This is a genomic window from Amycolatopsis sp. NPDC051903 (assembly GCF_044452505.1).
In the GTDB taxonomy this organism is placed as follows: Bacteria; Actinomycetota; Actinomycetes; order Mycobacteriales; family Pseudonocardiaceae; genus Amycolatopsis.
In genome coordinates this window covers 1-22971 of the sequence record NZ_JBITBT010000019.1, presented here as the reverse complement: position 1 = coordinate 22971, position 22971 = coordinate 1, and the positions used below count along the sequence as shown (strand labels likewise).

The 22971-nt window shown below is 67.9% G+C and carries 27 protein-coding genes and 3 pseudogenes; 12 read left to right on the top strand and 18 right to left on the bottom strand.

Annotated elements, in window-relative coordinates; genetic code table 11:
* The first annotated feature begins 95 nt into the window (after nucleotides 1-95).
* Entirely contained in the window at nucleotides 96-671 is a 576-nt protein-coding gene (locus tag ACIA77_RS31200; protein ID WP_395889586.1) for a TetR/AcrR family transcriptional regulator, read from the top strand.
* On the opposite strand, the gene ACIA77_RS31195 is transcribed toward ACIA77_RS31200, so the two are convergent.
* From ACIA77_RS31195 to ACIA77_RS31175, 5 genes are all read right to left on the bottom strand, one after another.
* Nucleotides 649-1461: an alpha/beta fold hydrolase gene (locus ACIA77_RS31195; RefSeq protein ID WP_395889585.1), complete on the bottom strand. Its 813-nt coding sequence runs from the start codon at nucleotides 1459-1461 to the stop codon at nucleotides 649-651. The genes ACIA77_RS31200 and ACIA77_RS31195 overlap by 23 nt on opposite strands.
* A complete protein-coding gene (locus ACIA77_RS31190) occupies nucleotides 1461-2738 on the bottom strand; it encodes a cystathionine gamma-synthase family protein (RefSeq protein ID WP_395889584.1) in 1278 nt (425 codons plus the stop codon). The genes ACIA77_RS31195 and ACIA77_RS31190 overlap by 1 nt, the downstream gene beginning before the upstream one ends.
* Nucleotides 2735-3511: a VOC family protein gene (locus ACIA77_RS31185; protein ID WP_395889583.1), complete on the bottom strand. Its 777-nt coding sequence runs from the start codon at nucleotides 3509-3511 to the stop codon at nucleotides 2735-2737. The genes ACIA77_RS31190 and ACIA77_RS31185 overlap by 4 nt, the downstream gene beginning before the upstream one ends.
* A 2-nt stretch (nucleotides 3512-3513) precedes the next feature.
* A complete protein-coding gene (locus ACIA77_RS31180; RefSeq protein WP_395889582.1) occupies nucleotides 3514-4533 on the bottom strand; it encodes a saccharopine dehydrogenase NADP-binding domain-containing protein in 1020 nt (339 codons plus the stop codon).
* A 510-nt stretch (nucleotides 4534-5043) separates the two neighbouring features.
* Complete coding sequence (locus ACIA77_RS31175) at nucleotides 5044-6153, bottom strand: NDMA-dependent alcohol dehydrogenase (RefSeq protein ID WP_395889581.1); 1110 nt, start codon at nucleotides 6151-6153, stop codon at nucleotides 5044-5046.
* Between the two features lie 263 nt (nucleotides 6154-6416).
* Here ACIA77_RS31175 and ACIA77_RS31170 point away from each other — a divergent pair, with 263 nt between their 5' ends.
* Nucleotides 6417-6938: a hypothetical protein gene (locus tag ACIA77_RS31170; RefSeq protein WP_395889580.1), complete on the top strand. Its 522-nt coding sequence runs from the start codon at nucleotides 6417-6419 to the stop codon at nucleotides 6936-6938.
* 90 nt (nucleotides 6939-7028) lie between these two features.
* On the opposite strand, the gene ACIA77_RS31165 is transcribed toward ACIA77_RS31170, so the two are convergent.
* The 4 genes from ACIA77_RS31165 to ACIA77_RS31150 are packed head-to-tail and all read right to left on the bottom strand — an operon-like array spanning nucleotide 7029 to nucleotide 9934.
* Nucleotides 7029-8555 carry a ThiF family adenylyltransferase gene (locus ACIA77_RS31165; RefSeq protein ID WP_395889579.1) on the bottom strand — a complete coding sequence of 509 codons (1527 nt, stop codon included), beginning with the start codon at nucleotides 8553-8555 and terminating at the stop codon, nucleotides 7029-7031.
* Nucleotides 8450-9061, bottom strand: coding sequence for a hypothetical protein (locus ACIA77_RS31160; protein ID WP_395889578.1), 612 nt, complete (start codon nucleotides 9059-9061; stop codon nucleotides 8450-8452). Before ACIA77_RS31160 ends, ACIA77_RS31165 begins: the two co-directional genes overlap by 106 nt.
* A complete protein-coding gene (locus ACIA77_RS31155; RefSeq protein ID WP_395889577.1) occupies nucleotides 9058-9615 on the bottom strand; it encodes a hypothetical protein in 558 nt (185 codons plus the stop codon). The genes ACIA77_RS31160 and ACIA77_RS31155 overlap by 4 nt, the downstream gene beginning before the upstream one ends.
* On the bottom strand, nucleotides 9608-9934 hold the full coding sequence (locus ACIA77_RS31150) for a hypothetical protein (RefSeq protein WP_395889576.1): 327 nt from the start codon (nucleotides 9932-9934) through the stop codon (nucleotides 9608-9610). The genes ACIA77_RS31155 and ACIA77_RS31150 overlap by 8 nt, the downstream gene beginning before the upstream one ends.
* A 178-nt stretch (nucleotides 9935-10112) precedes the next feature.
* Between ACIA77_RS31150 and ACIA77_RS31145 the strand changes: the two genes are divergently transcribed.
* Both ACIA77_RS31145 and ACIA77_RS31140 read left to right on the top strand, forming a co-directional pair.
* Nucleotides 10113-10439 (top strand): hypothetical protein, encoded by a 327-nt coding sequence (locus tag ACIA77_RS31145; RefSeq protein ID WP_395889575.1) that lies wholly within the window; start codon nucleotides 10113-10115, stop codon nucleotides 10437-10439.
* Nucleotides 10436-11536: a hypothetical protein gene (locus ACIA77_RS31140; protein WP_395889574.1), complete on the top strand. Its 1101-nt coding sequence runs from the start codon at nucleotides 10436-10438 to the stop codon at nucleotides 11534-11536. The genes ACIA77_RS31145 and ACIA77_RS31140 overlap by 4 nt, the downstream gene beginning before the upstream one ends.
* 179 nt (nucleotides 11537-11715) lie before the next feature.
* Here the strand turns inward: ACIA77_RS31140 and ACIA77_RS31135 are convergent, their stop codons facing one another.
* The 3 genes from ACIA77_RS31135 to ACIA77_RS31125 form a co-directional block, all read right to left on the bottom strand.
* Nucleotides 11716-12375, bottom strand: a complete 660-nt coding sequence (locus tag ACIA77_RS31135) for a hypothetical protein (protein WP_395889573.1) — start codon at nucleotides 12373-12375, stop codon at nucleotides 11716-11718.
* A 181-nt stretch (nucleotides 12376-12556) separates the two neighbouring features.
* Nucleotides 12557-13141, bottom strand: a complete 585-nt coding sequence (locus ACIA77_RS31130; RefSeq protein WP_395889572.1) for a tyrosine-type recombinase/integrase — start codon at nucleotides 13139-13141, stop codon at nucleotides 12557-12559.
* A 51-nt stretch (nucleotides 13142-13192) separates the two neighbouring features.
* Nucleotides 13193-13390 carry a hypothetical protein gene (locus tag ACIA77_RS31125; protein WP_395889571.1) on the bottom strand — a complete coding sequence of 66 codons (198 nt, stop codon included), beginning with the start codon at nucleotides 13388-13390 and terminating at the stop codon, nucleotides 13193-13195.
* On the opposite strand from ACIA77_RS31125, the pseudogene ACIA77_RS31120 reads away from it, so the two are divergent.
* Nucleotides 13380-13538: pseudogene (locus tag ACIA77_RS31120) on the top strand (IS5/IS1182 family transposase); the annotation flags it as partial. The gene ACIA77_RS31125 and the pseudogene ACIA77_RS31120 sit on opposite strands and share 11 nt — an antisense overlap.
* Nucleotides 13539-13789: 251 nt before the next feature.
* Here the strand turns inward: ACIA77_RS31120 and ACIA77_RS31115 are convergent.
* Nucleotides 13790-14227, bottom strand: a complete 438-nt coding sequence (locus ACIA77_RS31115) for a MarR family winged helix-turn-helix transcriptional regulator (protein WP_395889570.1) — start codon at nucleotides 14225-14227, stop codon at nucleotides 13790-13792.
* Nucleotides 14228-14366: 139 nt separating this feature from the next.
* On the opposite strand from ACIA77_RS31115, the gene ACIA77_RS31110 reads away from it, so the two are divergent.
* Together ACIA77_RS31110 and ACIA77_RS31105 are read left to right on the top strand one after the other, a co-directional pair.
* Entirely contained in the window at nucleotides 14367-15686 is a 1320-nt protein-coding gene (locus ACIA77_RS31110; protein ID WP_395889569.1) for an MFS transporter, read from the top strand.
* A 235-nt stretch (nucleotides 15687-15921) separates the two neighbouring features.
* Nucleotides 15922-16215, top strand: coding sequence for a DUF4158 domain-containing protein (locus ACIA77_RS31105; protein WP_395889568.1), 294 nt, complete (start codon nucleotides 15922-15924; stop codon nucleotides 16213-16215).
* Here ACIA77_RS31105 and ACIA77_RS31100 read toward each other — a convergent pair.
* The 5 genes and pseudogenes from ACIA77_RS31100 to ACIA77_RS31080 all read right to left on the bottom strand — a co-directional run.
* Nucleotides 16178-16549: pseudogene (locus ACIA77_RS31100) on the bottom strand (Tn3 family transposase); the annotation flags it as partial. The gene ACIA77_RS31105 and the pseudogene ACIA77_RS31100 sit on opposite strands and share 38 nt — an antisense overlap.
* Nucleotides 16550-16592: 43 nt before the next feature.
* The gene (locus ACIA77_RS31095) at nucleotides 16593-16970 is read right to left on the bottom strand and encodes a hypothetical protein (RefSeq protein WP_395889567.1); all 378 of its coding nucleotides are present in this window, start codon (nucleotides 16968-16970) and stop codon (nucleotides 16593-16595) included.
* Nucleotides 16967-17098, bottom strand: a complete 132-nt coding sequence (locus ACIA77_RS31090) for a hypothetical protein (RefSeq protein ID WP_395889566.1) — start codon at nucleotides 17096-17098, stop codon at nucleotides 16967-16969. Before ACIA77_RS31090 ends, ACIA77_RS31095 begins: the two co-directional genes overlap by 4 nt.
* 1055 nt (nucleotides 17099-18153) lie before the next feature.
* Nucleotides 18154-18269 (bottom strand): annotated as a pseudogene (locus tag ACIA77_RS31085) (OsmC family peroxiredoxin); the annotation flags it as partial.
* Between the two features lie 229 nt (nucleotides 18270-18498).
* Nucleotides 18499-18903 carry a hypothetical protein gene (locus ACIA77_RS31080; protein ID WP_395889565.1) on the bottom strand — a complete coding sequence of 135 codons (405 nt, stop codon included), beginning with the start codon at nucleotides 18901-18903 and terminating at the stop codon, nucleotides 18499-18501.
* A 59-nt stretch (nucleotides 18904-18962) separates the two neighbouring features.
* Between ACIA77_RS31080 and ACIA77_RS31075 the strand changes: the two genes are divergently transcribed.
* From ACIA77_RS31075 to ACIA77_RS31055, 5 genes are all read left to right on the top strand, one after another.
* On the top strand, nucleotides 18963-19472 hold the full coding sequence (locus tag ACIA77_RS31075) for a hypothetical protein (RefSeq protein ID WP_395889564.1): 510 nt from the start codon (nucleotides 18963-18965) through the stop codon (nucleotides 19470-19472).
* A gap of 1280 nt (nucleotides 19473-20752) precedes the next feature.
* Nucleotides 20753-21523: an SDR family NAD(P)-dependent oxidoreductase gene (locus tag ACIA77_RS31070; RefSeq protein ID WP_395889563.1), complete on the top strand. Its 771-nt coding sequence runs from the start codon at nucleotides 20753-20755 to the stop codon at nucleotides 21521-21523.
* Nucleotides 21524-21606: 83 nt separating this feature from the next.
* Entirely contained in the window at nucleotides 21607-21855 is a 249-nt protein-coding gene (locus ACIA77_RS31065; protein WP_395889562.1) for a hypothetical protein, read from the top strand.
* A gap of 279 nt (nucleotides 21856-22134) precedes the next feature.
* A complete protein-coding gene (locus ACIA77_RS31060; RefSeq protein WP_395889561.1) occupies nucleotides 22135-22398 on the top strand; it encodes a hypothetical protein in 264 nt (87 codons plus the stop codon).
* A 16-nt stretch (nucleotides 22399-22414) separates the two neighbouring features.
* On the top strand, nucleotides 22415-22714 hold the full coding sequence (locus ACIA77_RS31055) for a hypothetical protein (RefSeq protein ID WP_395889560.1): 300 nt from the start codon (nucleotides 22415-22417) through the stop codon (nucleotides 22712-22714).
* Nucleotides 22715-22971: the final 257 nt, after the last annotated feature.

Genomic DNA, 22971 nt, shown 5'->3' with positions numbered 1-22971 from the left:
GTCGCGGCGGCCGATGGCCGAGGGGCTGGCAGCAGCGCAGCTGCCCGCTACGATCGCTAAGATACGATCTGTAACTTACAGGTGAAGGGATCGACGTGGCCGGACGCAGGCTGTCTCGCGAACAGCGGCAGGATCAGCTACTCGACACCGCCGCCGCGATCGTCCGGGTGGAGGGGGCGGACGCTCTGACCCTCGCCCGCGTGGCAGAGGAGGCCGGTGTGAGCAGGCCCATCGCCTATGGGCACTTCGAGACTCGGACAGGACTGCTGAAGGCTCTCTACCACCGCATCGACCAGCAGCAAACCGAAGCCGCCCAGGCGTCTTTGGAGGCGCGGGCGGGGTCGCTGGCCGAGGCTGCAGAGCTTCTCGCGCAGTTTTACGTAGGCTGTGTGCTCCACATCGGCAGCGAATTCGGGCCCATCACGGCCGCGCTCGCCACGACGCCGGACATGGAGGAGATCCTGCGCGCCGGGCGGGAGCGCTACGCCGATACGTTCCTGAAGGCCGTGCAACGATTCGTGGACCTGCCGGACACCGAGGGGAAGCCGCTGCTGCTCGGAGTGGTCGGCGCGGCGGAAACCCTGTCACGCGAGGTCATTTCCTCCCGGCTGGACAGCCGGGTCGCCGTCGCGTCGATCACGCGGATCATCATCGGTGCGGTGAGGCCCTGAGTGCGGCGATAGCGTCCGCGACGGTAGCGTAGAGTGCACGCGGCAGGTTGTGTCCCATACCCGGCAGCTCCAGGAGCTGTGCTCCGCGGACCGACGCTGCGGTGTCACGGGCGTGGTCCAGGGCGAACAGCGGGTCGTCCCTCCCGTGCACGACGAGTACCGGCGCAGTGATCCTTGCCAGCCGTTCACGCCGGTCGCCGTCGCTGACGGCAGCAGCCAGCTGCCGTGTGACGCCGGCGGGATCGTGCGCCCACCGGGCGGCCGCCAGCAGCGTCGCCCGAAGCGTGACCTCGTCGTCTGGATAAGCCGGGCTGCCCATCATGCGCGCCAGCCGCCGGGCGTGCGCCGCAAAGGCGTCTTCGTCCGCCGGATCGGGGGCGGGAGCGGTCAGCGCGGTCAGCACCTCGGTGTTCGGCGGGGACAGTGCGGGGTTGCCAGTGGAAGACATGATCGAGGTCAGCGACAGGACACGCGATGGGTGCTCCGCGGCGACAAGTTGCGCCACCATGCCGCCCAATGAGACACCGACCACGTGGGCGCGGGCAACGCCCACGTGGTCTAGCAGAGCGATCGTGTCCCCTGCCATGTCAGCGAGCGAGTAACCACCGGGACAGCGAGGTGAGAGCCCGACGTCGCGGTTGTCGCACCGGATCACCCGGAACCCGCGTGCCACCAGGGCTTGCGGGAACCCGTCGTCCCATTTGGTCAGCTGGTCGCCGAGCCCCTGAATGATGATCAGCGGGTCGGCCAGCGCGGTTCCGAGGATGTCGTGGGCAAGCAGTGCGTCCATCAGCCCAATGCCTGCGCCAGGTCGGCGATCAGGTCATCGGCATCCTCGATTCCGACGGAGATGCGCACGAGTGAGTCCGTCAGCCCGATCTCTTCGCGCAGCTCCACCGGCACGCCCGAGTGCGTGGTGGACGCTGGGTGGCAGACCAGTGTCTCCGTACCGCCGAGGCTGACGGCGAGCTTGCAGATCCTCAGCCGGTCGATGAACGCGAAGGCAGCAGGTTCCCCACCCTCGACATAGAAGGAGAACGTCGAGCCCGGCGCCGTCGCCTGGCGGTCGAACACCGCACGGGCTGGGTCGCCGGCTTCGAGGAGACCGAGGAAGTCGACCCTGGCGACCTTCTTGTGTTTGGCGAGGAAATCCGCGAGGCGCCGCGCGTTGCCGCACGCGCGCTCGGCCCGCACCTGCAGGGTCTCCAACGAGCGCAACAGCATCCAGCACGAGTTGGGGTCCAGCTGCGTGCCGATCGCGCCGCGCGTTCGCGCCACGCGGCCGACCAGTTCGGCACTGCCGGTCAAACCGCCGGCGACCAGGTCGCTGTGCCCGCCCGCGTACTTGGTCAGCGAGTACACAGCCAGGTCGGCGCCGTGCAGCAACGGCTGCTGGAACATCGGGCCCAGCAACGTGTTGTCACACACCACAACGGGCCGTCGGCCCTGGCGGGCACCGATGGCGTCCGCGACCTCGGCCATCAGCCGCAGGTCGACGAGGCCGCTGGTCGGGTTTGCCGGCGTCTCGACGAAGACCACACCGACCGTGCCGAGGCGCATCGCCTCCTCCGCGGCGGCGGTGACGTTGTCCCGGTCGAGTCCGTCGGTGAAGCCGGCCGAGCGGATGCCCAACCCCTCGAGCGTGTTGCGCACCAGGGTTTCCGTGCCGCCGTAGAGCGGGCGGGAGTGCAGCACGACCTCACCGGGGCCGAGAAAGCTCAACAGGGTGGTGGCGATGGCGGCCATGCCGGAGGAGAAGACCGCGCCGCGCTCGGCCTCATCCCAGACCGCGAGCCGGTCCTCCAAGATCTCGAAGTTCGGGTTGTTGAACCGCGAATACACCAGTCCCGCTTCTTCGCCCGGGCGCGCCTCGCGCCGGCCGGCGGTGATGTCGAAGAAGTCCTTGCCCTGCTGCGCCGAACCGAACACGAACGTCGAGGTCAGGAACACAGGCGGTTTCAACGCCCCCTCCGACAGCTCGGGCGAGTAGCCGTAGCCCATCATCAGGGTTTCCGGCCGCAGCGTCCGCCCGCCGACCTCACGCAGCTTGTAGTCGCCGTTGGTCATCGACCCTCTCCTTCGCGCATTTCCAGCACAACACCGCACGCGTACTGCGCCGGCACGACCAAACCGTCCTGGAGCGACCGGTAGGGGACGCCCCCCTCCCGCAGACACTTTTCCGCGGCGGACAGGTCACCCACGCTCAGCGACAACACGGTGGAACCCAGCCGGTCCGCTTCCACGTACTCGCCCAGGGCCAGCTCGACCACCGACACATCACCGAAGGCCGTGTTGATGCCGAGGTCTTGGCCACCGGCGACGACTCCCAGCCACTCGATCCGGTGCGCGGTGTTCGGATGCTCCATCAGCTCAGGGATCCAGACATACTGCGGAGTCAGGGCCTGACTGCAGAACAGCTGCAGGTACGGCGGCCCGATCTCCGGGAAGAAAGCGATGGTGAACTCGGCTTCGACGTGTGCCCCGCTGGGCAATCCGACGTTCCGGCGGACCGCATGCGGGTCGGTCGCAGCCAATCCCGCCGCACGGAGCTCAGCCACGGCAGCTGCGGTGTCATCCGCACGCAGGGCCACGCCCGCGACGCCCTGCCGCATGCTCAATGCGTCGCGAATCTCCTTGTTGAACTCGGTCTCGGTGAGCACGCCGAGCAGTTCGAAGTAGTTGCCGGTCAGCGTCACGGCATGGTTGGCGGTACCCATGTCGGGGCTGTGCCGCCCCAACGGCGATACCGTGAAGCCGAGCCGGGTGAAGGTGGCGCTCGCAGCAGGCAGGTCGGGCACCAGGACGGTGCAGTGGTCGAGGCCGGTGAGGTGGCGGCGCATGGTCACTCCTGTCGTTCGGGTACCGACGGGTACGGCTGGTGCTCGGCGCGCACTCCGAAGGAGCGCAGGCGCTCGATCGCGCGTTCGGCGTCGATCACGCGCTCCGGCAGGTGGATACCGGGACCGAGCGGTTCACTCCCGTCGAGAGCCAAGATCCGTTCGACGCCGATCAGCACGCCGAGTGCCGTCAGGTGCGCCTGGCCGAGGGGATCGCTCACGACGAACCGCGTTGCGGCCGGCCGCCCGTCGTGCCCGGTCCCGCGCAGATCCGCGTAGATGTCATGGGACGTCGCGCCGCCGCCCGCGGTCCCTGCCGACTCGCCGGTGCCGATGTCGAACCGGACGTCAGGGGCTCCGGTGACCGCGGCGAGGCCGGCGACGTCGAGCACGCCCATGGGCTGAGCCGTGAAGGACTCCTGAGCTCGCCGGTCGACGGTGCGCAGGCTGGCTGCCTGTTCCACCCGCTCCCAGCATCCTCCGCGCCGGAGAAGCGCCGGGGTGAAGAACGCGCTCCGGTCGTCCGACGTCATGGGCCCTGATGCATCGGCCGGATCGAACAGCGCGGCCAGCTCGATCCGCTCGACGTGCCTGAACCGGCGGGCGGCCATCAGCGCCGCGTAGGTGGTGACACCGGCTTGCCAGTGCCCGAGCAGCAAAGCAGGCTTCTGTGCGAGCGCGGCCGCGGTGAGGGCCGTAGCTCCCACGTTGTCAACCTTGCGCACGATGCCGATGTGAGCCGCCCCGGCCCGCAGGGCGGCTCGCAATACGTCGTCGTGCGGGTCCTGCACAGCCGAAACCACCAGGTCGGCCGGACCGATCGCCGCAAGTGAGCCCGCCGTGTCCCCGACGTCGACGCGCGCAACCTTCGCGTCCAGCTCCTGCGCCAGCCGTTCTCCCGCCTGGGGCCTCCGTCCGCCCAGAACCAGCTCCAAGTCGTGGCCCGCGGCGCGTAAGTGCCGCGCCACCCAGCCTCCGACCAGGCCGTAGCCACCCACGATCAGCACTCGCCCCACCGGGCTCACCACCTCTCCACCTAAATTACAAATTGTAAGTTATCATTTGTAACTTAGGTGTCAAGGCCACATCCGGCTACTGGCGCCGCAGTTCCGTCCACGACGCTCGGCAGAGGCTGATGCGGCGTCCCCCTTCACGCCCAAGTTCTAAGTGGCTTCCGCGCACGCTCGTACTCGCGGCCAGCTAAGGGGTTGGCCCTGGCGATCACCTTCGGCCGCCGGGCCCTGCCGCAGAGCGGCGTACGCGCCGGCAGCGTCGACCTCGGTATTGGTACGCACAGGAGATGGCGACGCACCACTGAACTCGACCGCCAACAGGCCGGGGGCGATCCCGGCACCCTCTACCACGATTCTCCAGTTGCGGAGCGCTCGTCCCGGCGTTCCACCGCAAGCAGGCGCAACCGCTCGCGGACTGGGCATCCGGATTACGTCATCACCAGCGAGACATTCGGCCCACGGATCCCAGGTTCCGGCGAACGGGGTGCCGCCCGTCCACCGGAACCGTGGGGCGCAGGGATTTCAGAACGACAGCACGCCGCGGAGGTTCTTGCCCGCCCGCATGTCCGCGTAGCCGGTGTTGATGTCCTCGAGCTTGTAGGTACGGGTGACCACCTCGTCGAGCTTCAGCCGCCCGCTGCGGTACAGCTGCAGCAATCGGGGAATGTCCCGGCGCGGGTTCGCGCTGCCGAAGGTCGAGCCCACGACGCGCTTCTCGTACAGCACCAGGTCGAGAGCGCTCATCGACACGGTGGTCTCCGCGGCGCGGTGCAGGTTCGTCACCACGACCGTGCCCCGCTTTCCAGTCATCGCCAGGCTCTTGGCGATCTGGTCGCCGGTGCCGACACCCATCGTGTTGATCACGACCTGGGCGCCGCGCCCCCGGGTGAGGGCGGCGACCAATTCAAGCGCTTCCTCACTGTTCGCCACCACGTGTGTGGCGCCGAACTCGAGGGCTTGGCGCCGCTTGAACTCGACGGGATCCACCGCCACGAGGTGCTCCGCTCCGGCGAGTGCAGCACCCTGCACGGCGTGGATGCCGATACCGCCGACACCGACGACGACCGCAGTGTCACCAGCCTTCACCCCGCCCGCGTAGACCGCTGAGCCCCAGCCGGTCACCACGCCGCAGCCCAGCAGACAGGCCCGGTCCAGAGGCACGTCCTCGTCGAGCCTGATGCAGTTCGCTTCGTTCACCACGGTGTGCCGGGCGAAGGTGCCCAGCAGGAGCATCACACCAAGGTCCTGGCCGCGCGCGTGGTGACGAGCGGTGTGGTCGGACAGCTGCTGCCCCTCGGCAAGGTGAGCACCCAGTTCGCACAGGTTCTGCATGCCCGAGGAGCACGCCACGCACCGCCCGCAGGCCGGGATGAAGCCGAAGACCACCCGGTCACCCGGCCGCAGGTCGCTGACCCCAGGCCCGACGTCGACGACCGTGCCGGCACCTTCATGCCCGCCGACGAGCGGCGTCGGCCACGGCAGGTCACCGGTAACCACGTGCTCATCGGAATGGCACAGCCCGCTGCCGCCCAGCTCGACCAGGACCTCACCGGCCTTCGGCGGGTCGAGGTCGATCTCCTCGACACTCCACGGGCCGCCCTGCTCCCACAGAATCGCCGCTGTCGTCTTCATTGACTTCCTCCGGCTTGGCTGTTTCAGATTGTCACGGCAGACGAGGGTCGCCGGCTCGCAGCTTCACAGCCGGCCGAACTCGATTCAGCAACACGGTCCGCCCAATGGAACGTGCTTCAAGGACATCGACGCCGAGAAGGGCAGCACCCACTGGCAATTGCCACACCTCGAGGGCGTTCCCTTCGTGATCGCGGCCGGCGCCTTTCCACAGCGAACACGCTCAGATCCACCCCGACGGCCTGCTGGCCCGCTATCTCTACGGCTTGGACCAGACCTTCAGCCACGACGAAGCCGGTAATCTCGCCGTCAGCCAGCATGAGCTGACTGAGCACCGCTGGTCGGCGAGGCCAAAACCGCTTCCGAGCGGCTTGTTCAAGCGGCCCGAAGCCGCCCCCCTCGCCGGTGTGCTGTTCAGCAACTCCCACACCATCGGAAAGCTCAACCGCATCGGTGTCGAACAGGGCCTCGGTAACAACGAGACCAAACTCGTGCGCATCGGCACCTGCTACGACTACACGCCGAAGTCCGCCGGCCCCGCCAAGTTCGCCTACGTCGTGGGCGAACGTGACGGCGAGCAAGAAACCTTCGCCGAAGGGCTGACTTTGTTCCTCAACCCCTGGGCAACGAACCCGCTCGACCCCGAAGCCCTTCCGGGGATCGTCGTCACGGCCCCACGGGACGGCGACGGTCTCTTGGAGTCCACGTTCCCGACCGGGTTCCGGCCCTTCACCTCGAAGACCATGGTGCTCGAGGTATCGAGCGACGAACCCGCGACGGGGGCCTGAGCCCCAGCTCGCCGGGACCGACGGTGGCGTTGGCAGTTCTGCGCCGCATCGACGGTCTGCCGCAGGTGTATCGCCCCTTCGGAGCCTGCGTCAGCCGGTCCAGCGATTCGCCCACACCTCTGCGCGGATTCCCTGACAGGCTGGGCATTCGCCGTCCCGGCTATAACGCCGGACCCCGGCGAGCGCGCTCGCGGGCGCAAGCAAGTTGGTCACGAACCGAGCATTCTCGCCGGCCAGCGGAACGCTCACTGTTATGCGCTCCGGGTCGCCGGCACGCGCTACCGCGTCCTTGAGCACCTGCGCGGCCAGCAGCACCCCGGCGAGGACCGACATGAAGCCGACGGAGAACTGTGCGTCTCGGCCGTCGGAGGGACGCAGGCGATCGAGGAGCGCACCACCGATCCGGCCGCAGCCGCCGGCACGACCCCATTCCCGCACCTGATCCGGGTCGGCGCCGACGGCCGCGGCGTGCGCGGCGACGACGTTCTCGTCCATGTTCGCGATACGGGCCCGAATCTCGCTGTCCGGGGTCACCGCGCGCGGCGGGTTGAAGCACCGCAGGCACGCGGTACCGGTCGTCGGGTCGACCCTCAACATCTCGAGCCTCAGCCCGGACGTGGCCGCCTGGACCGCGGACGCCGGGTACTTGTCCTGCAGCGCCTGCCGGGCCTCGGGGGTGTCGACGGCGCTGATGAGGTGGCTCCGGGGCTCGACCAGGTTCTCGGCGGTTCCGAAGATGCCTTCGATGACCAGGCCGTGCCGCCCGCTCAGCCGGTCTGCCGCAACGACCGCCTTCGGGCGGTGGAGATCGGTCCAGCGGAACGGCACGCACCTGCTCAGGTTCGTGTCGTCGATGCCATCGATGTCGGCGTCGGCTGCGCGGATCGTGCCGGACACCTCCGGGTAGGCCCATAGCGTGAACAGGAGTGCGGTCCCGACCGCCCCGACGCCCGCGAGCACGTGGTCCAGCTCCGCCCCCGGCTCGCCGGGGCCGGCAGTGGACTCGGTGAGCGTCCACGCGTTCAGCACGACAGCCTGGATGCGGTAATCACGAACGCGGGCCTGCAGGTACACCTGGCAGGCGGCGAGGCAGGCGGCGACGTACGGCCCGAAGGGGTTCTCGCCGACCATGCCGAGCGGCGGCACCCCGGCGGCGGCCGGCGTCACCGCGCCGGTCCAGCCGGCCGCGGACACGTGCAGGACCTCGGCATCGGGCCAGGCGCGGGCCGCCGGACCGCCGATCTGCAGGACGAGGTCGGCGCCCGGGAGCTCGTCCGCGTCGACGACCGGGGCGGCCTCGGGCCCGAACGCATCCGCGGTGGCCTTGAGCGCGTCGAGGAGGGACAGACCGCCATCCGGGTGTCCGGGATCGACGCCATCGCGGAGCGGTGCGTCGTCTGAGCTGATGCCGACGGCCGCGACGACCCACTTGGTGGACCGCGTGAGCAGGGTGACCAGCAGCCAGGTCAGGTGCTGAACGGCCTGCCGGTCGGCGAGGCCGGGACCGACGGCTACGACGACCTTGAGCGGACTCGACGCGTCCACGCGGTCTTCGTCCAGGCCCGGAATCGGGAGAAGATGCCGCCACTCGGCGCGGCTTCCGGCGTCGGCACCCATTTCGTGCTCCTGAGGTCGAGGACCGAGGGGATGATTCTGATGACGGACTCGAACCGGACGCGCCGCCAGCCGGCTTCCGCCCGGACGTGAACGCCGCACTCGGCCAGGCCGGGCCGGGTGCGGCCGTGGAACGGGACCACGACGGACACGGCACCGGTCCGCTGGTTGTAGGCACGCTCGTCGTCGGTCGGGGAATGGTCGACGAAGTCGTCGCCGTGCGAGTGGACTTGCGCGACCCGGGTCATCCGCCCGGTGCGCAGATGGCGCCCGGCGGCGCTGACCGCCTCGGCCGGCACGGCGTAGTTTCGGGGCCGGAGGACGGCGTCGGGGACGACGACGGTCACCGCGACGTACACCCGGTCGTCCGGCGATGTGCCGGGGTACCCGGTCTCGTCGACGCGGAACCCGTCGAGGTACGCGACGCGCTCGACGCTCGGGTCGTGCTGCGCGAACAAGTCGAGCACGGATTGCCACAGAGCTTCCGGAACGCGGATCTCGACGCTCATGGCGCACCTGCAGCGCCCGACGGGCCGAGGTACGCCGCGCTGGTGAGGGCCGCGTGGATCCGGCTCAGGGTCGCATCGACCCGGTCCTCGCCCGGACGCCACTTCTGGTGTTCCGCGGGGGCGTGGTTCGACGTGTAGTAGCCGAGGTTGTAGGAGAAGCAGATCAGCTGGTCCGGACTCTCACCGGGAAACGGGTACTCGTCGTGCAGGGCGAGCTGAAACCCGACACCGTCGCCGGGCGGTGCCCCCGGGGACCCGCGCAGGAGCGGAAACGCCGGCGAGCCGAAGCGGGCACGGCGCCACCCGCCGCCGTGCGCCTCAACGAACGTGGCCGAGACCGGCCAGGTGTCGTAGCAGCGGCCGTCCAGGCGCAGGGTGTAGCTGTCAGGCATCCGAGCAGGTATCCCCACGATCGCGATCAGCGGGTTCTCGGTGATCACGCAGCTCCAGCCGGCCCCGCCGCGCACGCGCGGGGAGTTCTCGAAGAAGTCCTCCAGGTGCGACCGCAGCAGCGCGGCCGCGACCTCGGGGTCGACCGGGGCCGGCTCAGGCACGGGCGCCACCCGTGTCCCGGACGAAGGTCCAGACGAGGTCGCGGCACTTGCCGGACGCGTAGTCGCGCAGGTGCAGGTCGCCGTACTGGCGGACGTCCTCACCGGTGGCCAGACAGGTCAGCCGGTCGTCGGGCTTCGGCTCGCGCTTCAGCTCGGCGTAGACGGCCGCGACCATCTTGGAGACCTTTTCGCCCGGCCCGCCTTCGACGGTGAACGGCGGCCCGCCGGCGTCCTCGTCGTACACCGTGACGACCAGGTGCCCCGCCGGGGTCGGCTTGCCGCCCTTGGTGTCGCCTTCCCGAGCATCTGCCGCAGCCATGGCGGCCCTCCTAACGTCGTGCCCCGTCTGGTCGAGAGGCCTAGTCCAACGGTAGCACGCTGACGATCACCTTATGGGTGATGACGAGCTATCAAGACACAACCGGGTGACAAGCAGCCCCCGCGCGGTCACCGGTCGTATAGCATCGGGACGTAATTGCGTCATCAGCCGACGGGTGATGGGGACCAGACGCGTGGAACGGGAGTACCTGGATGAGGACCTGCGCCGCCTCGCCACGGAAACCGGATTCCAGCCGACGGGCTGGAGTACGCAGGAGATCCTGGACTTCCGCAAGCTCGTTCAGTGCACACGAGCAGCGCTCGTCGACACCGATTTGCGGAACATGCGCATGCTGCGGATCCGGCCCGACGAGTCGGGCGACCCGAGCCGGGCGCAGGCCACGTTGAAGTCGGGCCGCGTAATCGACCTCACGTTCAAGACCTCCGACAGCCGGGGCGCCGTGGCCTTCGAGCTCGTGACCCCAGGGACGGACACCCACCGATGAGCATCGTGGAAAACGACCCGATCCCGGACTTCCACCGGCCGGCCGGCGAGCTGCTCGGCGAAGAGCTCGAGGCCCGGGAGTGGTCCCAGGCGGACTTCGCCGCCGTCCTGGACCGGCCGACTCAGTTCGTGTCCGAGATCGTGACCGGCAAGAAGGAGATCACGAGGGAGTCGGCCGCTCAGATCGGCGCCGCTTTCGAACAATCGCCCGAATTCTGGCTCAACCTCCAAAATCAGTACTTCTTTTCCGAGCAGGCGAAAGACACGGCCACGCAGGAAAAGCTCGAAGAAGTGCGTCGCCGGGCCGTCCTCAACGGCAAGGCGCCCATCCAGCTGCTACGTAAACGCAAGATCCTCCAGAGCACGAACCTCGACGACCTCGAAGCCGAGGTGATGGAACTGTTCGAGCTCAAGTCCCTGCGGGACGAGCCCGCCTTCGCCGCGGCGGCCAGGCGTGGCAACAACGGCGAGGAGATGAGCGTCCTCCAACGCGCGTGGATTGCCTGCGTCCGTAAGGAAGCACGCAGGCACCCTCCGGCTGGGAGCTACTCGGCCACGAGGCTGCGGAGGCTCGCCGGCACGTTGTCCCAGCGCCTCCGGACACCTGAAGAATTCGCTGGCCTACCTGCCCTTCTGGCTGAGGCTGGCGTGCGCCTGGTTTACGTCGAAATGCTTCCCGGCGGGAAAATCGACGGGTGTGCCATGTTCGTCGACGGCTATCCCGTCATCGGCCTTTCGGGCCGCGGCAAGCGCTTGGACAAGGTGCTCTTCACCCTGCTTCACGAGATCGCGCACATCCTCCTCGAGCACGCCGATGCCGAGCACATCATCGCCGAGAACCTGGACGACCACCAAGGCCGTGAATCCGCTCAGGAAGCAGACGCGGACCGGGAAGCTTCGGGCTGGGTCTTCCCGAACGGTTTTCCCGATGTGCCGGCACGCATCAACGCTCCTTGGATCGAGCAGACCGCCGACGAACTCGGCGTCGCGCGCATCGTCGTCGTCGGTCATCTCCAGCACCGCGGGGTTCTCGACTGGCGCACCACTCTGGCCCGGAACGCACCGAACGTCGGCGACACCCTCGACGCCTGGGACTGACTCACCACCGATCTCACCCGACAATGAGTTCGAGCGCGCCGTCTCCGAGAGCAAGCACCACAAGCCGACCGCCTCCGGCTGAGCACTCGCAGATCGGCTGGTCGTCCGGACTCCTACGACCGCCCGCAACCAGCCGTCTCCGCACTGTCGCACATCGAAACCGGGCGTAGCCTGATCCGCTATGCGGAGATGCGGCGCTCTGCACGCACGAGCCTTGCGAGTATCCGCGATCGCTCGGCGCCCACACCAAGCGTCTTCCGGAGATTCTCAGCAGAGATCGGGCGCTGATACAACTCACGATGCCGCCGATCCTCACACCGCGCCCGCTCCAGCAACTCCGCATCCACGTCCGCGCCCTCTGGCAGCTCCGCGAACGTGCTGCCCGAATCGGCGGCTTGGGTGACACCAGCCGGACGCCCGGCGCCTGATGCAGCGGCCAGCGCCTGCAGAAGGACCGGTCCCACCTCCGCCCAGCCGATCAGCAACAACGGACCCACCGCATCGAACAACGCCTTCCCCACCTCACCACCGATCAACGGCTCCGCCACGTTCAACGCCAACGTCACCACACTCGACGCCAGCAGCAGCCGCCGAGCCGGCCGGATCACCTCAGCCGGAGCGCCCCGCAACGACAAGTACCGAATGGCGAGCAGCAGCCCGACCACCGACAGATCCACCGCAGGCGCCACCAGCGGAGCGACCCAGACCGGCACCCCCAGCCGAAGAGCCAAGGAGAACACGTTCCCGAACCCGAAGAGGAAGGTCAACGCCACGATGATCCCCACGATCAGCGTGACCGACGACAGCACCGGATCACGTCCCTCGCTCGGGCTCAACACAGCAACCACCCCACCCCGCCGCCCACACGACGAACCACGATCGACCTACACGAACAGCCCGGCAGAATCCGGCACGGACGTGCCCGAGAAGTGCCCGAGAAGTCTCGTACCCGCCGACAGCACGCGGTATAGTCCGACACAAGTGATGGCCGATGACCAGCCGAAAAGGTCTTGTCCGACATCACTCGACACCACCCGACACCCCAAAACGCGTTCTCTTAACCAGCGGGTTCGGGGTTCGAGTCCCTGATGGCGCACCCTCACTCCCCAGGTCGGAAACATCATCGGCCTGGGGATTTGTGTTATCTGGAAGAGATTCTTCCGTTTGCGCACTGTCCACAATGGCCGGTGGCGTGCCCGAGTCGTGCCCGAGCAGTCGGGCCGCCGTCCGGGGGATGATCTTGGCGGTGGCCTCAGCGGCGGCGAGGGCGACTTCTGGCAGCACGGTGGTGTAGATGTCGGCGGTCGTGGTGATCGAGGAATGCCTCAGCATGTTCTGCACGACCTTCATGTCCGCACCCGCAGCGAGCGCCAGAGTCGCGGCGGTATGGCGCAGATCGTGCAAGCGAATCGGCGGAAGCCCGGCGCGGCGGGTTAGCTCTTGGAACCAGGCGGTGACGTCGGCGGGATGCAGAGGGCTGCCGTCGGCCCGGGTGAATACCAGGCCGCTCTCGACCCAGCCGGAGCCGAGCCGGGCGCGGGCCTCATCCTGGGCGGCGAGGTGTGCCCGCAGAACGATGACCGTGCCGGCATCCAGTGCGACCATGCCTTCCGACGACGTGGTCTTCGGCGCTGACTCACCGGTCTCCCAGCCGTACTACACGATCTGATTCGCCACCTCGAGCATGCCCGCATCGAGGTAGGTGTCCGCGCGGCGTTGCCCGCACGCCTCGCCACGGCGAAGCCCCACGTGCGCGATCACGTGGAACAGCGCGTACAGGGGGTCGTTGACCGCGAAGTCCGAGAAACGACCCGTTTGCTGCGGCGTCCACACCATCACCGGAGAAGAGCTCAACGCCGGCCACAGCAAGATCCGTGCCCGCGTCGAGCACGGGCTGGCGCAGATGAAGTGCTGGAAAATCCTGCGTGACTACCGGCGCGCCGCCAGCACGCTCAAGGACACCGTTTCCGGCATCGCCCACCTCCACAACATCGCCCTCACCGACCTACCCGCAACACCAGCCCCATCAACCACAACACCAGTTACGAGAAATCCCTTAGCTGCGACATTTCTTACCCGCCGAACTGGCGCGAGGGCCGCAGGAGGCAGCAGGACCGCGGCGCCGCGCGTGGATCGCCCTCGCCACGACTCGCTAGTCCGATATTCGCAACCCGAGTCCCGGCATCACGTCAGCGATCACCGCACTGAAATGCTCGAGTTCGACGTCATCGATGTAGATCCCGGCAGATGGGGTCAGGGCGTGCGCGCTGACTTCAGTTTTTCTTCGAGGGCTTCGAGCGCGGGCAGCGCGGCTAGCAGTTCCTTGCTGTGCCGGTCCGGCATGCGTTCGAGGCAGTCCGAGACGGCCTGGGTGCGCAGGCGCCGGATCCGGTCGCTCACCAGTGCGCCGGCCGGGGTGATCTCGACCCGCGCCGCGCGCAGGTCGGTGGGGTCTGGCAGCCGCCGGATCAGGCCGTCCTCGTCCAGCTTGCGCACCACCCGCGACAGCATCGTCGGGTTGACGCCCTCCAGTTCGGTCAGCTCGGCGAGCGCCAGTGGGCCGCGGAAGGCCACCAGTCCGAGCACGGAGGTCTGCGTCGGCGTCAGTCCCTCCGCGGTCGCGGTCGCGTTGAGCTGCCGGGCCAGTCTGAAGATCACCGCCCGCAGGCGGGACACGTCCTCGACGTCCATCACACCTCCAGCGTATTGATTGCCTATCGGCAAGCAACTATTCTTCCCAGTCATGGCGGGTTCCGATGTGGAGTCGTACACCACTAGCTCGAGCCCGGCATTCGCGCCCCACCCTCGCCGGCGACTGATCTTCTGCATCGTGTCGGTGGCCCTCTTCATGGCCGCCGTGGACCAGACGATCGTGGCGACAGCGCTGCCGGCCATTCAGTACGAACTCGACGCTCCGGTGAACTGGAGCGGCTGGACGATCACCGTCTATGCGCTCGGCCAGGTGCTGATGATGCCCGTCGCGGGCCGGATCAGCGAGCAGTTCGGCCGCAAGAAGGTCTTCGTCAGCGCGGCGGTCCTTTTCACCGGCGCATCGCTCGCCTGCGGGTTCGCGACCGACATCTACCTGCTCGTGGTGCTGCGCGCGATACAGGCGATCGGCGGCGGCGCGTTCATGCCGGCCGCGACCGGGATCGTCGCCGACAACTTCGGGCACGGGCGGGATCGGGCGCTCGGCATGTTCACCAGCATCTTCCCGATCGGCGGGATCGTCGGGCCGATCGTGGGCGGCGTGTTCACCGCGTTCTGGTCGTGGCCGGGGATCTTCCTGGTCAACGTGCCGATCGGGCTCGTGCTGATCGCTCTCGCGGTGCGGTTCCTGCCTGCGAGCCAACCGCGCGAGAGCGGCCGGGTCGACTTCTCCGGGATCGCGCTGCTGGGCCTGCTCGTGATCACCAGCATGTTCGGCATCACCTATCTGGGTAGCGGCGACACGTCGTTGCTCAGCCCGGTTTTCCTGGCTTGTGAAGGGATCGCGGTCGTCGCGCTGGTCTGCTTCGTCCGGCACGCGAAGCGGCACCCGGCGCCGTTCATCCCGTTCGAACTCGTGCGCGGCCGCGGGTTCGGGGTGATGAACCTGATCAATCTCTGCTACGGCGCGGCCGCCCTCGGGTTCGGCGCGCTGGTCCCGCTCTACGCCGAGGACCGGTTCCATATCAAATCGCTGGAGGCCGGCACACTGCTCACCGCACGAGCTATCGGGAGCATCTGCGTCGCCGCGCTCGCGGTGCTCGCCCTGCGCCGCACCGGACACCGGCTGCCGATGCTGGTCGGGTTTCTCATCACGGCAGTCGGCCTGGCAGCGATGTACGTGGTGCCGCGCGGGCTTCCGCCCTATCTCTGGCTCAGCATCGCGGCCGCGGTGAGCGGGATCGGCATGGGCATGTCGGTGCCCGCCTCGAACAACGCGAGCCTCCAACTCGCGCCGGAAAAGGTCGCCGCGATCGCCGGACTACGCGGCATGTTCCGCCAGGCCGGCGCGATCATCTCGATTTCCGTGGCCACCGCCGTGATCGCGCGAAGCAGCGACGCCGGGCTCGCACAAGCACACATCCTGCTCACCTTCGCCGGACTCATGATCGCCGTACTTCCGCTAATGCTGCTGGTCCCCGACCACCGCGGCAGCTGGTAGAGGTCCGCCGCAAGGCCCGATTGGTCAAACAGGCCACCTTCCAGAGCTCGCCGAGCCCGAACCGCGGGTCTTGCGCGCGGTCGAGGCCGGTACGCTGGCCACCGGGTGCCACCTGAGGGGAGAACAGGAGAGCCAGCCCTAGCTAGGCCTGTCGTTAAGGACGGTGTCACGAGCCGCCATCCGTGGCGAGTGGGCTGGTCAGGGTTGGTTCTTCGGGTGGCGGTAGCCTCCGGGCGTGCCGCGTGCCTTGGAGCAGGACGAGCAGATTGAGCACTGGACCTTGTTCGGTGACGAGGTCGTGTTGGTGGAGGGGAAGCGGGGTCCGAACGCGTTGGCGTTTGGGCTGTTGGTGCGGTTCTACGCCCGGCATGGCCGGTTCCCCCATGGCCGGCTGGAGTTGCCGGATCAGGTGGTGGAATTTGTTGCTGGTCAGGTGAAGGTCGCGGCGGTTGAGCTGGCGTCTTATGGCTGGTCGGGCCGGACGCATGAGCCAGCTGGTCTTCCTGCCCGTCGCGGTATGCCTGCATGATCTGGCCGCGTTTGCCGTGGCAGATCTCCCGAGCCAGCCGGTGCCTCGACTCCTGCATCGTGAGCTGCCGGTTCATCCGCCGCCGGTAGGTGTCGCCCACCGGGTCGCACAAGGCGAGCGGGTGCATGGTCTTGTCGATGCGCCCGCACTCGGCGAACGCCTGCCCCGGCGGCGCCATCCGGCCGTCCCCGGCCGAACACGCGCAGCAGGTCGTAGGCGCGGACCTGGTTGGTGATCAGCGACCCGGCGACGCGGAGCATGTCCGGCCGATGCGTGACCACCCTGTCCAGGTTGACCTTGTTGCGGCGACCGCACCCAGCGGACCGTAATCCGCTGGGCGAGCAGCAGCACGACGACGGCCGCGCGGGCCCGGCCGATCACAGATCCGGAAGCCTTTTCCACGGCTGTGGCGTGGTGGCGGGGTGGGTGTGATGCAACTGCGCAGCCAGGGCTGCGCCTCGTTCTTGGGCCGCGTCAGCGTCCGGCAGTCCCAGCACCGCAGCTATCCGCTCCCATGACCAGTCGTTGCGCCGGGCCATCGGGATGAACGCGGCCTCTGCCTGGTCCACTATTCTCCGCTGCGCGGTGATCCTCATGTACCACGCCTGCAAGACCTCATCAGGCAACTCCGGCACCTCTGCGTCGGTCTCGACGACCATGGTGAGGCCAGCCAACTGGTCCGACGTCAGGTGAATTCCGCGATCACTTGATCCACTGGCCCGCAACCAGTCGTCGATCGTGCTGTCTCGATTCATGAACCCAACCTAACTTCGGTGCTGCCGTCGTCGCGGGTGACCGCGAGCGCGGGCCAGGCCGGGTTGCAGGCGCATCCGGCCGCGATCGCGGCCGCGCTGGCCGCCGCGTCGATGTCGTTGCCGTTCATGGGGTTCACTCCCCGATCTCGTCGGTGCGGAAGCGGGGCTGCCGGCCGATGCGGCGGGCGACGGCGGCGACCTCGTCGACGGTGTAGGAGCTGCGGGTGCCCGAGATCGACATGCCGGTCGCCTCGGCCAGCTGTTTAAGCTGGTAGGGGTGGGGCTTGATGAACTCCCGCCCGTAGGCGGATTTGAAACAGCTGGACGCGAGCTTCCCACCGGACGCGATCAGCGGCGACCGCTATGCGCCCATGGTCGCGGCGCTGATGGACGATGACTCCTGAGGACCCCGGCGGCCCTTCTTCGACGCATTGGCCCTTGTCGACCACCATCCGCCTGGTCGTCGGCCTCGGGAGCTTTGCGCGTCCACGGAAGGCCGGCACAGTCGCATGCCTTAGCGCGCGTGGTGACGCCGGTTCCGTGGCGATCCGAGCCGGTCCCCACCGGCGGATCACCCGGACCTTACCTCCTCGGTTGCCGGACCCCGGCGGGGACGGCGAACTGTGGTAGGGAATCGCCGGCCGGGCTCGATTCTCGTGACGGCGGAGCGAGGAGTCGGAGCACGTCGCCACGTCCACTGTGGAATATCCGGCGCCGGGCAGGCTGCAAGTGATTGCCGGTGCGGTGGTGTCCCCGGGCTCCACCCATTGCCCTCCCGGACCGCCGAGTCTCCAGCCCCGGGTCGCGCCACTCGCCGAGAGGCGACCCCAGCGCCGGCCTCACGCCACCCCGTCCCGCTGCGCCCCTCCCCATGGCAGCGCGGGGCGGGCTCATGTGCCTCCTGCTCCTGCCGCCGGACTCCCACTGCCGCGGCGGGAGCCGGGGGCATCCAGCCCCACCAGACGAAAGAACTCCCGCTCGCACCCACCGGCCCGCATCGGCGCGGCGCGCAGGGCGTCCTCGCCTTCGCACGTGCCGGCCCGCAAGGGACGCGCTCACCGACGCACGCGTAGCTGCCTGCCGGGCAGCTCCGGCGGCTCTGGAGCTGCGCCCGATGCCGGGCCGGTTGCCCGAGAGCTGAGCCACCCGGGCTTTCCGCGGGCAGCTCAGCGCGTGGTGCCGGTCAAGCGGTCGGGAAGGTCTCCGTCACGGGAATGCCTTCTTGAGCGCCCGGCTGACCGTGCACAAGCGGTCGATCGCGCGGTCCACCGCCGTGGCGAGGGCTTCGCGCTGATCGCTCGCCGCCGGTCAGACAGGACAGCCGGCCAAACCCCCCGCGGTAAAGGACAACAAGCTGCGCGAGATCGTGGCAGCTGACTACGCCCGCCCACAAGTGAATTCGGGCATCGACCGAGGAACGACCGCGGACGCCCTGCGCTACGAGCTGCAAACCGGCCAGAGAACCCGGGGCATATCTCACTACCAAAAGGCCGCCCAGCAGTTCAATCGGTTGGCGGAATAGCTCGACTCAGTCCGTGCAGGAAAGATCAAAGCTGACGACGCTGACGTAACGGTCGCCAAGACCGAAGCCGAGGACCTCTGGGACGCGCTGAACTCCGCCGACCGAACCGGCAACGTCGTCAGCGATATCAAGACGAAAGACGCCGCCGGTGACCACCAATTCCGGACTACCATCAAGGCAGCGACGAGCAAGGCGGCGGTCAGCTACCTGACCGGCGCGGACTTCGACTACGACGTGCGAGGGAAGCCGCCCCAGAAGGGGCCGCCCAAGTTTATGGCCCGCGGTTTCATTGGGCTGGACCTGCTGGGCTTCGGCGTCCAGGTAAGGAACGAGGGTTGGGAAGACGCCGTCTTCGACATGATCGACGTCACGGGAATGGGCCGCCAGTTCCTGGAAGCGCAGCAGAACCAATGCCCACCGGTCTACTGCGTGGCATGACCATGCTCGAACGATCTCGATAGGATGTTGTGATGAGCAGTGACTGGCGACGTGTCGACCTACCCGGTGGGCGCTCCTTCCAGGCCCGCCGGGGCAGTCCGGTGGACGCAGCGTTCCCCGAACGCGGTGACGTCACTGATGTGCCGATGTCGTGGAGCCTGGGCGTGCTCGGTGACCTCATGTGGATGCGCCTGCCGGAGACCCGCCCCTTTCTGGCCGAGCGCATCGCTCGCGAGGTCGAAGACGCAATGACCACAGGAGGCGAGCTCGTGATGCTGGTCGGCAGCATTGTCCCGGACGCCCTATGGCACCCGGTCATGAAACCGACCCTGAACAACTATCCGCGCACGAAGGATCGAGTCGCCGCCCAGCTGAGGGTTGTCTTGGAGGCCTACCGCGCGGAGCACCCCGACCGGGATGCAACACGGTATGCGATCGAGCAGTACGTGTTCATTTACCTGCAGGACCCCCCGTATCGGGCCATCGTGGAAGAAGTCGATCCAGAGCTGGCGTCCGTGGTCACTTCACGGGTGTGGATGTGAACGACGCCATCAACTTTCGACCGCGGCCGCGTCGAGCCTGAGTGATGAGGCGGAAGGCTCGACGGGGCCGCGCGGGTCCACGGGCAGCGAGCTCGCATCACGTCTCCCCTTCGTGTCGGCTTTGCCGTGTTCACGTCGCGCGAGCAGCCGGGAAACGTTACTGCGGAGCTTCACTGCCGCAGGCCCGTAACCTGCGCATCGGGTCTCAGAAACGTCGTCGTTCGCGAGACACCCTTGGCGGATCACTGTCTCCCAGGCCCGACCTGTAACGCTTGCCGTATCCGCACCAATGTCACGTTCTCAGGGGTTCCAGCCAGTCTTCCGGCGCCGCATCGGGCATGTGCCGGAGAAAGTCCATTCCCCGTACCGTCGGGGATCTCACACGCTCGGATGGTCGTGCGAGGCCGTCACGGCCAAATCAGCGCTCCCCGAGAACGGCTGTACGGCGACGCATGATCCGCCGTGTGGACTCAACCAGCACCAGGTGTTCCAGCCGTCCGGAGGGCGGCAGAGTTCTATCAGCCCGGATCAGTCTCCCGAGCAATTCGCAGGTTGATCTCGTGCTCATCCGGACAACGGTTCCCATCGACAGGACAGACCCGCTCCGCAGCGGAGAAACACCCAGGACGCATGGCCTCCGCCTCGTGAACACACATCGAGCAGACGACCCTGACTGCCGGATTGATCATCGAACCGTCTTCGCCACAGAACGTCTTCGTCCACGAGACGTCACGACAACAGACCAAGTGCACGATGTTGTCTGGGTTGGCAACCAGGCGATACTTGCCCTCGACACGGTGTTCCCCGCGCGTTGACGCGTGTCGATCGGGGACATTCATGGACGCCACCGTAGCGGCACCCGGTTAGGCAGGTCGAAGGTTCCGCAGCTGCTCCAAGTGCTTATCCACGTGAGGAGATCTGCCGGATGGGGATGCCGTGGGCTTCAGCGGCGATGGCGTAGAGGTGCGTTGCGGCGTGGGGGTGGACGGTGCCCGACGCCGCGCCACGCCACAGAAGGCGGCGGCACAGGTACTGCAGGCCACGCGCATCCGTTCAAGCCGACGCCGCACGCGGGACGCCATTCGCCGGTGAGCAGGTCGGTATCGGAATCATCCGCCACGCCGAGAGTGCAGGTCGGCGTCGAGGTCTGGGCGAGCGCGCCCCTCGGCTTCCCCGAGGGCCCGATAGCCAGCGAGCGGTAAGACCAGCCATGTTGCCGTAGCAGACATACGGACAAACGCCAGCTGCGTGGAAACGCCTACGTGCAAAGGAACACTGTCATGAGTGAGAGCTTCGAGGGCCGAAAGATCGTCATCGTCGGCGGCAGCAGTGGCATCGGCTTCAAGACCGCGCAGGATGTGACGGCGGCGGGCGGCAGCGCGGTGATCGTGGGCCGCCCGGGGCGGAAACTCGACGACGCTGTGGCAAGCCTGTCGCGCTCCGGCAGCGCGTGGCCAGTCGCGGCCGACCTCACGGACTGGGATCAGGTCATCGAGGCACAGAAGCAACTGGTAGAGAAGCACGCTGACGCCACCCTCCTTGTCAACTCGGCCGGGCTCGTCCGGCTCAAGCCGTTCCTGGACCACGAGGTCGCGGACTACGACTCCTATCACGACCTCAACAGGGCGACCTTCTTCCTGACACAGGCCGTGGTCCGGGGCATGGTCGCCGGCGGTCAAGGCGGGGCCATCGTGAACGTCGGTGCGATGTGGGCACACCAGGCCCTCGCCGCGACCCCATCGTCGGCCTTCTCGATGGCCAAGGCCGGCCTGCACGCCCTCACCCACAACCTGGCCATCGAGCTCGCCGGCGAGGGCATCCGGGTGAACGCCGTAGCTCCCGCCGTCACCAATACGCCCCATTTCGACTGGCTTCCCGCCGATCAGCGGGACGCCACACTGCGGCAGATGGCCGGACTGCACCCGCTCGGCCGGGTCGGCACCCCGCAGGACCTGGCCTCCGCGATCGTCTTCCTCCTCTCCCCCGCCTCGAGCTGGACCACGGGCGCCATCCTCAACGTCGACGGCGGGGTCATGGCCGGCCGCAACTAGACACACCCCTCACGCCCCGCCCGGCAGCTCGCCGACGTCTCTTGCTGTAGGGGTGTTCCGACTCGCTGCTCCAGGTGGTCATCATGAGGGCACCGCGTCGGCCAGTGCTCGTGCCCGTCGGTGCGGCGTTGCTGGCAGCGCCGGAAGGGCATGCGTGGGAAGCCGATCAGCTGTCGCGCGCGGCGGACGTGCCACCCCCAGCTGTGCGCGTCGTGCTCGACCGGCTCGCCCAGTGGGGGTGGTTGGCCGAGGCAGAGGGCCGGTACCAGCTCACCGACGAGGGCAGGGCCGAACTCATCCGCGTGGTCGGCCGATCGGGCACTGGGGGCTGAGATCTCCTCTCCCGGCTGACCCGGCCGAGCCCCTCACGAAGCCGTACGGCACCGGGGGAATCGTCCGCGGTTCCTCGAAGAAACAGCGCGTGGCGATGGCGCAGCTGAAGGAACGGCGGGAGCAAACACGACTCGCGCAGGCGCAGGCTGAGGGCTCCCGGCATCGAAACACTCTGGATTCCGACCTGTCGAGGCTGTAAGGGCGCGCGTGCCGCCGACGCTGGTGTTCAGTCGGCTGCCCAGACCCAGCGACAGCTGCACGACACAAGACGAGGATCCATGCGCTACTTCAGCAGCGGCGACAGAGAGCCTGAGCACCGCATCGACGTTCTCGTGCGCGACTTCGACCGGACGGCCTCCGGACTGCGGTATCTCGCACGGTTCCGGTATGGATGGCGGTGGGTCGCTAGCCGCACCGAGCTGCAACAGCGCGACAAGACACCGCTGACGTGGCACTTCGTGACCACGCCTAAACGCGGACGTAGACCGGTCGAACTGCGCACGCTGACGGCCGACGAGCAGGTTCAATGGTTCGCGTCGTAGGAACCGACGTGCGCTGATGACGACTTCCCACCGGCGCACCAGCGAGACGCCCAAGGCCAGCCGCGCACACGTCTACGCACCCATCGAGAAGGCCGGGTGGTTCTACCCGACCTGCACCCACGGCACAACCAGGTGGGAAGGCGAGATGCCACGTTGCGGCACGCGCCCGTGCCTCACCCGATGGTGGGTGCGCTACGCGGCACCCGCGCTGGTGCTATTGGTCGGGTTCCTCGTCTGCTGCTGCATCGATTTCCATGTGCCGGACTGTCCGCCCGGCTGGCGGTCACTCGGGCTGCAGACCTGCGTGCGCACCTGACCTGCCGACGACTGGCGAGGCCCACCACCTGCTCAGGTGCTGACATTGGGACAGCATCCGCAGCATCACGGCCTCCCGGTTAGCGCGTGCCGAAAAACAACTACAGGCAAGATGATCTCCGGCGCTCGCCCGCCGGTCTGACCCGAAAAACAAGGGGCCTGTCGTGCCTTGTAAGCGATACGTCGACCGGCCGGGCGGGCGCCACCGGCACGACCGGTGGCGGGGACGTGGCCTGATAGGAGCCCGAGCAATCCCAC